Origin of the sequence: Microcoleus sp. A003_D6, assembly GCF_036702825.1 — a bacterium.
Classification (GTDB): Bacteria; Cyanobacteriota; Cyanobacteriia; order Cyanobacteriales; family Microcoleaceae; genus Microcoleus.
Map to the genome: position 1 here is coordinate 19,707 of NZ_JAUBWA010000095.1, position 10,094 is coordinate 29,800.

At 46.0% G+C, this 10,094-nt stretch carries 7 protein-coding genes; 5 read left to right on the plus strand and 2 right to left on the minus strand.

Annotated features, from left to right (window positions below):
- Positions 1–44 precede the first annotated feature (44 nt).
- Positions 45–893, plus strand: a complete 849-nt coding sequence (locus QUB70_RS23195) for an alpha/beta fold hydrolase (RefSeq protein WP_332983682.1) — start codon at positions 45–47, stop codon at positions 891–893.
- A gap of 108 nt (positions 894–1,001) precedes the next feature.
- A complete protein-coding gene (locus QUB70_RS23200; RefSeq protein WP_332983683.1) occupies positions 1,002–2,039 on the plus strand; it encodes a pentapeptide repeat-containing protein in 1,038 nt (345 codons plus the stop codon).
- Positions 2,040–2,682: 643 nt separating this feature from the next.
- On the opposite strand, the gene QUB70_RS23205 is transcribed toward QUB70_RS23200, so the two are convergent.
- Complete coding sequence (locus QUB70_RS23205) at positions 2,683–3,552, minus strand: choice-of-anchor L family PEP-CTERM protein (RefSeq protein ID WP_332983684.1); 870 nt, start codon at positions 3,550–3,552, stop codon at positions 2,683–2,685.
- A gap of 556 nt (positions 3,553–4,108) precedes the next feature.
- Entirely contained in the window at positions 4,109–5,836 is a 1,728-nt protein-coding gene (ggt, locus tag QUB70_RS23210; RefSeq protein ID WP_332983686.1) for a gamma-glutamyltransferase, read from the minus strand.
- Between the two features lie 313 nt (positions 5,837–6,149).
- Between ggt and QUB70_RS23215 the strand changes: the two genes are divergently transcribed.
- The 3 genes from QUB70_RS23215 to QUB70_RS23225 all read left to right on the plus strand — a co-directional run.
- Positions 6,150–7,298: a glycosyltransferase family 2 protein gene (locus QUB70_RS23215; protein ID WP_332983687.1), complete on the plus strand. Its 1,149-nt coding sequence runs from the start codon at positions 6,150–6,152 to the stop codon at positions 7,296–7,298.
- Positions 7,299–8,479: 1,181 nt separating this feature from the next.
- Positions 8,480–9,472, plus strand: coding sequence for a glycosyltransferase family 2 protein (locus QUB70_RS23220; protein WP_332983688.1), 993 nt, complete (start codon positions 8,480–8,482; stop codon positions 9,470–9,472).
- A gap of 371 nt (positions 9,473–9,843) precedes the next feature.
- The coding region (locus QUB70_RS23225; RefSeq protein WP_332983689.1) for a helix-turn-helix domain-containing protein at positions 9,844–10,094 on the plus strand (251 nt) is incomplete at its 3' end.

Sequence of the window (10,094 nt, forward strand, 5' to 3'; positions counted from 1 at the left end):
TATATGATTTAAAATTATTACTCAAAACTCAAAACTACTTAATCATGGCTTTCATTTCAATTCGCGGTGTAAAACATTATTACGAGTGGATAACGGCAGATAACAGCGCCCAACCCACCGGCAAACCAGTGATGGTATTCCTGCACGGCTGGGCAGGCTCAGCCCGCTACTGGGAAAGCACGGCACGGGCTATTGCGGACGATTTTGATTGTTTGCTCTACGATATGAGAGGTTTTGGTCGATCGCCCTTACCAAAAGAGCCGATCGAATCCAGCTACGAACTCGAAACCTACGCCCGCGATTTAGCCGAATTATTAGAATCTCTGAATTTAAGCCGCATCTTTCTCAATGCTCACTCCACAGGTGCATCAATTGCTACTTTATTTCTCAACCTTTACCCCGAAAAAGTAGAAAAAGCAATTCTCACTTGCAGCGGCATTTTTGAATACGACGAAAAATCCTTCACTACCTTTCACAAATTCGGTGGCTATGTGGTAAAATTTAGGCCGGCTTGGCTGGCATCTATTCCTTTTGCCGATCGGGTATTTATGGCCAGGTTTCTGCACCGTTCGCTGCCCACAGAGGTCAGTCTGGCGTTTCTCAATGATTTTTTAATGGCAGACGAGGAAGCTGCTATAGGTACAATGGTGACGGCCGTCAGCAAAAGAGCAGCCGAGGAAATGCCCCAAGAATTTGCGCGGCTGAGCGTTCCCACGCTGCTTGTGGCCGGAGAATTCGATCGAATTATCCCCGCCATCATGGGAGAACAAGCAGCCTCCCTCAGCAAAAAAGTAGAATTTGTTATAATTCCCAATACAGCTCATTTTCCGATGCTGGAGGATGCCGCAACATACTTGCAGCGAATCCGAGACTTTTTGCCAGCAGCGACATAGGTGAGTTATTCTTCATTCAATGTACGATCGGAGAAGCAAGCTTGGAGAGCGGCCCTTGCTCCGATCTTAATTTTTAATTCCTAATTTCTTAAAGCGAAAGGTGGTACCATGAACGACCTCGACCAATACTATAAAGTGCTGGGACTGTTGCCGGGAGCATCCCGAGAAGAAATTAGTCAGGCCTACAAGGATTTAGCGTTCATTTGGCACCCCGATCGCATCCCGAAAGATAATCCCAGACTACTACAGAAAGCTGAAGAAAAGATTAAGGAAATTAATCAAGCTCGCGAACGATTGCGAACGATTCAGCCAAGAGGTCAGAATCAGAACGTTCAGCACAAAAATACTCAGCAAAAACCCACCCAGCAACAAAACACCCAGCAAAAACATACCCCGCAACAAAACACCCAGCAACCAAACACCCAGCAAAAACACACCCAGCAACAAAACACCCAGCACCAAAATACCCAGCACCAAAACAATCAGCAACAAAATACTCAGTACAGAAATACTCAGTACCAAAACAATCAGCAACAAAACACTCAGTACAGAAATACTCAGTATCAAAACACTCAGCACCAAAACACTCCGCAGCCTCCGCCAAACCCAAAAGAACCGCGCTACTCTTCTGAAACCTCTTCAGAAAAATATGCTGGCAATTATGCGGGAAATTATGCGGGAAATTATGCTGGAAATCCTTCAGGGCCCTATTCAGAGGCCTCCCGCTACCAATCGCAGCAGCAGGCGCCATCTCAGTCTTACCGCCAAGCTGCGCCGCAAGCTCCCGATTTGAGCGGTTCCAACTTTAAAGGAGCTTCCTTAAAAGAAAAGGATTTTTCAGGGAGAAACTTGAGTAATGCAAATTTGAGTGAAGCCGACTTAAGCGATGCTTTTTTGCATAACGTCAACCTCACAGGCGCGAATTTGCACCAAGCTAACTTGTTCAGGGCCAATTTGTTAGGAGCTTGTTTGATCAATGCCAACTTGAGAGAAACCAACTTAATCGGAGCCGATTTGAGCGGTGCAGACTTGAGCGGTGCGGACTTAACAGGAGCGAAAATAGGTTACGGCGATCGAGTTATGGTAAAACTCACCGGAGCTAGATTAACAGGTGCGATTTTGCCCGACGGTACGGTTCACAGTTAAAGGATTTAGTTTTTTGTAAGTTGCTTTCGGCCCGGGTTTTACCAGAAATATTTGCTGCAACCACAAATACACAAAAATCCGCCCTCGCGAATTTTCGATCGAAACTTATACCAATTTTAAAAAATAATGCAACAGTATTCTTGTCCCCCCCCTTAGCAAGGGGGGGCTAGGGGGGGTCGAAGAGTGTTGCACGATTTTAGAGAAATAGTATTATATTATGTCCGGTAGAACAACCGCAATAAAATTGGTTTGTAGCGAGGACTAGAGTCCTTGCTGCGAACCCGTAGCGGTTGCGTTACATCGCAGAAACCGAGTTTTTTTACTTGGTTCAAGGACTGCAACGAAGTATTTTGGTTCATCAAACCCGGTTTCTGCATCCCTGACCATTGGTGACAAGTTAAGATTTACTTGCATTTGTCAATCAGTAAGATTACTCAAAAAACTGTTTGTTGAGGAGTGGAAAATTCGCAATTTGGGGTAAATGGGCACAAATATGGCGCTTCGCACGATCGCACTCGGGCCCAAATCTCAGTTTTCCACCCAAAATCTGAGTAAATTTTGAGTATAATTGCTGATTGACAAATGCTTCCTTAGCTTAAATTGTGACGAATGATCCCTGACTGTTAATCTACTTTTATATTAATTACTTCCGGCGATCGCGCAACTTTCGCGCAGCAGCCAGCATAGCGCCTCCCGCCATCAAACCCCCCACAGTCATCGGTTCGGGAACCGCCTCAGCTTTTGTCGTTCCCACAGAACCGCCTTTAATAAATACAGCAGAATCTAAATTGCCATCGCCCACATCTTTAATGCGGATGCTGAGAACATTCGTCTGATTTTGCTTGAGCAAACCCTCAAAACCTAAAACTTTAGTAAAACCGTCCAGCTTAACGATGTTAGCAGCAATACCTGTAAAACTTGGGTTGTCAATATAGTCTGGGTGATCTGTAGAGCGATTATTTGGAGCGGGAACAAGATTATTAATCGTAACTGTTTTTCCGTCGCTCAATTTTGCCAAATTAGTGCCGTTCAGCAGCAGTTCAAAATCGTCATTAAATTCAGAACCGCCGAACTCAGGAAACTCCTCCGAAGCAAATACATATTCAAAGAACAACTTTTGAACCGTGCTATTAGCAAAAAAGCTGAGGTTTAGCTGAGTCAAATCCCCCTGTTCACCCTTATTCCCAAAGTCCGTGTTTAAATCGCTGCTGTTGGTCATTACGTTATCTTTCCGATTCTGACCCGGTATATCGGCGACTTTACCAGTGCTGAGAACAACACCTGATTTCAAACCGAAGGGGTCATCAGTGAAAGTACCAAAAGCAGCCGCATTACCCGTAATTGAAACAGAGAAATCACTCAAGCCGGCTGTATTAGTTCCCAACAAATTATTTTTTAAAGTCTCAATGTTATTAGTTGCCCCTACCGAAAATGCCATTGCTGGCGCTGCCAACAAGCCTAGAACACCCGTCAATGTAGCAGTTAAGGCACCCATTTGGTGATAATTTATCATAACTTATTGCTTAAAAATACAAAGCTGATTCAATGCACAACTTAATTATCACATTATATAACTATCAATGTCTAGTGCCTTTACAATAACTTTATATATACGTGTATTTACGGTTATCTGATTAATTGTTTTGGGTAGTTTTTTGCAGTTAGTTAGTCAAGAAACCTCAGCGCAAAGATACAAATGCCAAAATACACGCAGACAGACTAATAATTTCAGGACTTACGCACTGGATAAGCTTTGCTCGCCAGCGAGAGGGGGAGAGGGGGAGAGGGGGAGAGGGGGAGAGAGGGGGAATAGTTTATTAAACTATACAATCTAAATCCACAAATGTTTACCAATGTTTACCAAAGAAAACGGGTTTTTATACGGTTTGCGATCGCGCATGCAGCGTGGGATTTTGGTGAAAAACCTGGTTTCTGGGTAAGTCGGCAATTTATATCAAGTCGGGTCGATCGAGCATTCGAGTCGGGGGCGGGGCGGGTTTACTCAAGTGCTGGTGAAGAAGTCAAGATGATGACGAACCCGCCCTACAACAATTACGTTTCACAGATGACTAAAACCCTCTTGCTTCTCCTTCCCCGCGCGGATCGGCAGCCCCTTCCAACCAACCGTCCGCAGTCAGGACGATCGCAGTAGCGTTTCCCCAGCCGTCACGTTCGAAAATCAGGTGTCCCCGACGCCGCAACTCCGAAAGCGTCGCAGCCTCAAAACCTCCCCGTTCCACCATCAGGCGATCGGGCTGCCACTGGTGGTGTACGCGAGGTGCAGACACAGCATCGCCGACATTCATGTCGTAAACCAATACGTTCAGTACAATTTGCAGCACCGTGGTAATAATCGTGCCACCCCCGGGAGCCCCCGCAGCGAGGCGAAATTTGCCATTTTCTGTCACGATGACTGGCGTCATGCTCGATAAAGGAGTTTTGCCCGGGGCGATCGAATTTGCCTCCCCGCCCACCAAACCAGACGACAAATTCGGCACTCCCGGCGCCGCTGCAAAATCATCCATCTCGTTGTTGAGCAAAATTCCCGTACCCGCAGCCACGACTCCAGCCCCAAAACCGCCATTCACTGTAAACGTTAAGCTTACAACATTGCGCTCTTTGTCAACTACCGTCAGGTGGGTAGTTTCGGGAGACTCCCACACAAAGCGACTTAAAGTTTCAGCGTCAACAGCTTTCACCTCTGACGAAGGTCTGGCTTTTGACATTTGGATTTGCGATCGTCTCAATTTGCCATAATTGCTGCTAGTCAGAGCTTTGACCGGTACACTCACAAAATCCGGGTCGCCCAAATACTGTGCCCTGTCAGCATAAGCAATCCTCATGCTCTCCGCCAGCAAGTGTAGCATATCTGGACTTTCCCTCCCCAACCTCTTGAGATCCGTATCTCCCAGAATATTCAAGATTTGCAACAAATGAACGCCGCCGGAAGAAGGAGGCGACATGGCACAAATTTCGTAAGTGCGAAAGTTGCCACAAACCGGATTCCGCCAAATCGGCGTATAGTTTTTCAAATCTTCCAGAGTGATAAGGCCGCCATTTTTAGCCATATCGGCGGCGATCGCCCGCGCAATGTCCCCGGTATAAAAACTCTGCGGATTTTCAGCAATCTGCCGCAAAGTCCGCGCCAAATCCCGCTGCACCAAAAGCTCCCCCGGCTGGTATAAAATGCCACCGCGAGTAAAAACCTCCCGCGCCGCCCGGTTTTTTTCGATCGCATCGTGTCGTCGCTCGGTAGCCGTGGTAAACCGCGAACTTACCGGAAAGCCTTTTTCAGCTAGGGCGATCGCCGGCGCCACCACCGCCGCCCAAGGCAACTTACCGTACTCGCGGTGCACCGTATAAAGTCCAGCCACAGTACCCGGAATACCCGCCGCCAAATGACCGTCCCGACTTGCCTTTGGGCGCACCTTGCCTGACTTGTCGAGGTACATATCCCGCGCCCCCCGTTTCGGAGCTCGTTCCCGGAAATCCAGCGCTTGCACAGTACCCGTTTCAGCCCGCCGCAGCAGCAAAAAACCTCCGCCGCCGATACCCGCCGAAAAAGGCTCCACCACCGAAATCGCCAAAGCCGTAGCAGCCGCCGCATCCACTGCATTGCCTCCCTGTTGCAGCACCGCCAGCCCCGCAGCGCTCGCGAGGGGGTGAGCCGAGACAGTCATGCCCTGTTTGCTGCGCTGCTGCTGCAAGTTTGGCTGTAGCTGCTGCTGGCAGCCAAACAGCAAGACTGTTAGGAAACAAGTATAAATTCGCACTTTACTGCTTAACTTTGAAAACATTTTTCCCCAGATTTGCGAGTTTATATCACAGTATAAACTAAACGACATCATTCTAAAGAAATAGATTTAGTTTTACTCCCGATAAGAATCCTTAACTGCCGCAAATTTACTATTCAAATCAGTCCGACAGCTTTGTTAAATACACTACACTCTAAGTCCAATTATCGGAATCTTAAGTAGGAGAAAATTTATCACTAAAGTGTTGCAAGCGATCGGGACGTTTGCTACAATAGCTATTTAAGTCAGTAAATCTTTGTTGATAAGTATCTATTTTCCCAAAGAACAACCTCAAACAAAAATTTAAGGGAACGTTATGAACTCAGAAAATATCGACCCATTCATCCCCGAACTCAACTCTCAAAACATCGGTAGCAGAGCGATTGCAGGTGCGATCGAGAAAAAGTTAAACACCGAAAAAGTCAGCACTGCTTCGCCCGCAGTCCCCGAAGCCAGAACCGCCCTAGAAGCATCAGCAGCACCTGAAATTAGCACAACTTTTCACCCAGAAAAAGTTAGCATCATTATGCCGGCATTCAACGCCCAAGACACAATTGGCGAAGCGATCGCCTCCGCACTCGGAGGAACTCACCGGAATCTAGAAATCCTAGTAATTGACGACGGTTCCACCGACGACACCGAAAAAATCGTCACCGACATGGCTGGAAAAGACCAGCGAATTAAGTATTGCAAAAACCCCAAAAACTTAGGAGCTTACAAATCTAGAAATCTAATGATCGAAGCAGCAACCGGAAAATTTATCGCATTTTTAGACAGCGACGACACCTGGGAACCAAACAAACTAGAAGAATGTTTGAAAATGTTAAAACAGCACCCAGAAGTTAAATCAGTCGGTCACGCCCTCCGCTATCTAGACAAGCGCGGCAACAAAGTCAGCTACATCCCCACATATCCCACAAATCAAGAAGAATTGCAGAATGTTCAAGAAAACGGTGCGCTTCCCTGGGTTTTTCCCACAGCTTTAGTAGCAGAACGAGAAGCTATCCTAGAAATGGGAGGATTTTTAGACTGGAAAGTAGCAGCAGATACCGAGTTCATGGCCAGACTAGCTCAAAAGCACGGGATGCTAGCTACAAAAACACCATTAGGAAACTACCGAGTTTTGGGCAACTCTTTAACCGATAAATATTGGTTGGACAAGCGTTTAGCCATAGACTGCGTTAAAGAAAACCAGCAGCGCAGGATTCGCGGTGAATCAGAGTTAACATTGACCGAATACCGAGAAATCTTTTTCCAAAACCTGCCGCCCTTGAAAAAGCTCAATAAGTTAAGAGAGATTGCGGCAACTCGCTTTATGAGAAAAGCCGGAGAAAGCTGGTTAAATCGGGAGATTTTGCCTACTCTGATTTACGGAATTGCCACAACAGTGCTGAACCCTCAAGCCACTGTGCACAAAATTAAGTGGATGAAATATCAGAAGCGATTAAATCAAGAATTTAACTAATTGGCTGTTGGGCTGCTACGAATAGCTGACCGGACGCTGCGGCTTTATTGCAGTAGCTAAACAGTTAACAGGAATTAGGATCTGAAGCAAGGTAGATGGTCAACAGCTTCCACTGGCTACATACTTAGTAGAGCAGACAGGAGTTGAATTAAGTGGTGAGCAAATTAGGAAAATATTACACTCATAGTCCTAGACGCATGGGGGCCCAGAATCCCGGTTTTTTTTACAAAAATACTTCGTACCATCCCGCATATTCGGTAAAAAACCCGGTTTCTTTGGTATTTATGCGTAAGTCCTGACTCAAACAAAGTACGTTTACCGCGCCCGAAAAATATAGCCTAGCCCACAAACAAGACTTCACTAAAAGGGAAACATTTAAAGATAAGTTATTAGGGTATTTAGAGGCTTCAAAGCTAGATCCATAAAAGCTCTGCCATAGCAGTCCTAAATCACTCGTGAATAACAAGAGTCCCGAATTCTTTGAGAATTCGGGGCTCTGAGCCTCTCGATTTTCCCAACTCCTGCAACGATTGCTATATTAGACCTCTTGCAAAAATCCTTTTAATCAAATTCTGGAACGGGCAAGATGCCCATTCCACAAGAAAAAAAATTTTGTGGGATGGGCATCTTGCCCGTCCTAGTTATTTTTGCAAGAGGTCTATTACAAGTTAAACATGGAAGAGCTTATCAAGTTTGGCTAACGAATTATAATTAGGTTTGTAGTGAGGAATTGAGTCCTCTATCGCCCTGTTCTGGCGCACAACAAAAAATTTAATTATCAGCAATTAACCGCACTCGATCTGAGTCATAAACCCGGTTTTTTAGTAATATCTAGTTGTCAAACCAACAATTTTTGGTGATGCCCGGTTTCTCTGGGTAAGTCCTATTAAAGCAAGAATATCCGATCGACTCAGAGGAAAACTCCAATCCCCCGACAAAACCCTCAATCCCTCGCAGCCGACGCCTGTGTGTCAGAACAATTACCCGCCAAATAGTCTGGACTCCGGCTCCTAACCGGTTTCCCCCCCTTATGGTAGATAACACTCGGTCGGCAGGCCTGTTATATTTTTGGGATTATGTAGGCAAGTTTCGGGAATACAGGGTACTTGCACGTAAAGGAGTCAGAGTGTCTGCTTCCAGACTATAGGCGAACCACTACCAAACCCCACCTAATGCAAGTTATGAACAGCGAAAAAGTCAGTGTGATCATTCCTGCATTGAATGCTGCCGATACTCTGGCCGAGACAGTTGCCTCCGTACTCAATGGTACCCACCAGCATCTAGAAATTTTAATAGTTGATGACTGCTCTAGTGACACTACTGGCCAAGTTGGTGCTAAACTGGCAGAGCAAGATTCGAGAGTTCAATACTTCCGAAATCCCCAAACTTACGGGGTTTCTAAGTCGAGAAATTTAATGATGTATCGGGCAACGGGCGAGTATGTAGCGTTTCTCGACAGCGACGATACCTGGGAACCCAACAAGCTAGAAGTTTGTTTGAAGATGCTCGAAGACAATCCTGAAGTCAAAGCTGTGGCTCACGCTTTACGCTATTTAGATAAGCGCGGCAACAAGTTGAGTTATGTTCCCACCTATCCTACAACTAAAGCAGAAATGCAGGCGATTAAGGAGACAGGCGAAAGTCCTTGGGTTTTCCCGTCTTCAGTTGTAGTCGATCGCTCCATTCTCCTCACAGAAGGCGGCTTTGCAGAAGATTGGCAGGTAGGAGAAGATACAGAGTTATTTACCAAAATTGCTCAAAAGTACGGCTTGCTAGCGGCGACAGCACCTTTGGGAAATTATCGAATTAGAGGGAATTCTCTCACAGATAAGCACTGGCTGAAAAAGCGCATAGCTGCTGATTGTGTTAAGGAAAACCAACTGCGGCGCTTGCGGGGGGAAAAAGAGTTATCGCTCAACGATTACGAACAGGTATACTTTAAGAATTTGCCACTTTTGAAAAGGCTTAACAAATTTCGAGAAGTTTTGGCACTGCACTACATGAGAAAGCTGGGACAAAGTTGGTTAAATCGGGAGGTTTTGCCGACTATTGTTTACGGCGTCGCTACCACAGTGCTCAATCCTCAAGCTACTCTGAACAAGTGGAAATGGATGAAGGCTCATGAAAAGTTGAGTCATCAAACGGCAGAAGGCATCCCTCATTCGGCAGAATAAAACCCCCAGCAATCATCTGAAATTCGGGCGATACCCTAGGGGTTCTTGTATTTGTATTATGACTTACGCATGGGGCCCGAGAAACCGGGGTTTTTACCTTGGGTGCGGGCTGCAACCGGGGTATTTTCGTACAAAACCAGGTTTCTGAGTGTCGCAGTGCGATCGCGAACTGAAAAATCCTTGATAGTGGCGATCGGATGTCAGCCTTGAGTTACTCCCCGTCACTTTCAACCCTAATAATATTAAATCCGGTAGCATGGGGATTAGGAGCGTACGAACTCTTAAGCTCGCAGCGCGGATCGCAAGAGCTTGACTAAAGTGCCAAATAGTTTGCTAAAATTCTCCAGAGTTAATCATTGAGAGGAAGTTTTGTGTTTGCCCTGAAACGAGCGCTCAAACTGAATAACAACGAAGCGACTTTGATGGCAAGACACGCAGGATTCCGGCGCGTAGTATTTAACTTTGGGTTAAGCTTGCGGACTCAAATGTATAGCGAGGGAAAATTCACAGACTCGAAGGTGCTCGACGAAGTTAAAAAAGTTCTTACCAACTACGTCAAGAAAAAGCCTGAATTCGGCTGGATGAACCAGTTGTCTAGTCGAGTTTATCAAAATGCTTTAAT

Excerpts from the sequence above, each read along its gene's own strand:
- QUB70_RS23215 (WP_332983687.1), top strand. The coding sequence starts at position 6,150 with ATGAACTCAGAAAATATCGACCCATTCATCCCCGAACTCAACTCTCAA.
- QUB70_RS23205 (WP_332983684.1), bottom strand. The coding sequence starts at position 3,552 with ATGATAAATTATCACCAAATGGGTGCCTTAACTGCTACATTGACGGGT.
- ggt (WP_332983686.1), bottom strand. The coding sequence starts at position 5,836 with ATGTTTTCAAAGTTAAGCAGTAAAGTGCGAATTTATACTTGTTTCCTA.
- QUB70_RS23220 (WP_332983688.1), top strand. The coding sequence starts at position 8,480 with ATGAACAGCGAAAAAGTCAGTGTGATCATTCCTGCATTGAATGCTGCC.
- QUB70_RS23200 (WP_332983683.1), top strand. The coding sequence starts at position 1,002 with ATGAACGACCTCGACCAATACTATAAAGTGCTGGGACTGTTGCCGGGA.
- QUB70_RS23195 (WP_332983682.1), top strand. The coding sequence starts at position 45 with ATGGCTTTCATTTCAATTCGCGGTGTAAAACATTATTACGAGTGGATA.